At 74.5% G+C, this 678-nt stretch carries 1 protein-coding gene; it reads right to left on the bottom strand.

Annotated elements, in window-relative coordinates; genetic code table 11:
• Positions 1 to 678: beta-ketoacyl reductase (locus tag B9S61_RS12170; protein ID WP_146064805.1), on the bottom strand; the 678-nt coding region annotated here is incomplete at both ends.

Here is a 678-nt window from a genome sequence, read left to right as displayed (position 1 = left end):
GGTCCTGGCCGACCCGTCGGGCTCCGGTTCGGCGGCCAGCGCGGCGCGGACCTCGGGGAGTTCGGCGATCAGCGGGCTGGGACGCGCCGAGGTGAAGACGGTCGCGAAGCGGTCCCAGTCGATGTCGGCGACCACGACCACCGTCTCGTCGTGGTCCAGGACCTGCTGGAGCCCGGTGATCGCGGTGGCGGGCGGCATGAAGAGCACGCCGTGGCCGCGCAGGGTCTCCTCGACGAGTGCGGCGGCCATCCCGGCGCCGCCCTCGGGGTTCCAGATCCCCCACACCACGGAGGTCGCGGCGAGGCCGCGGCTCCGGCGGTCCTCGGCGAGGCCGTCGAGGTAGGCGTTGGCGGCGGCGTAGGCGCCGTGGACGGCGCTGCCCCACACCCCGGAGATGGAGGAGAACAGCACGAACGCGTCGAGCGTGTCCCGGTCGAACAGCAGGTCCAGGTTCCGCGCCCCGCCGGCCTTGGCGTGCAGGGTCTCGGCGAACTCGGCGAGGTCGGTGTCGGGCAGTGGCACCAGCGATCCGGCCCCGGCGGCGTGGAAGACGGTGCCGATCCGGTGGCCGTCGCCTTCGAGGCCGTCCTTCAGGGCGCGCAGCGCTTCCAGGTCGGCGACGTCGCAGGCGGCCACGGTGACGCGGGCGCCGAGCGCGGCGAGTTCCTCGGAGAGCTC

This window comes from Streptomyces sp. SM1 (assembly GCF_002910825.1).
Lineage (GTDB): Bacteria > Actinomycetota > Actinomycetes > Streptomycetales > Streptomycetaceae > Streptomyces > Streptomyces okerensis.
Note: the sequence above shows the minus strand (reverse complement) of the source record. Positions and strands in the feature narration are given on the sequence as shown.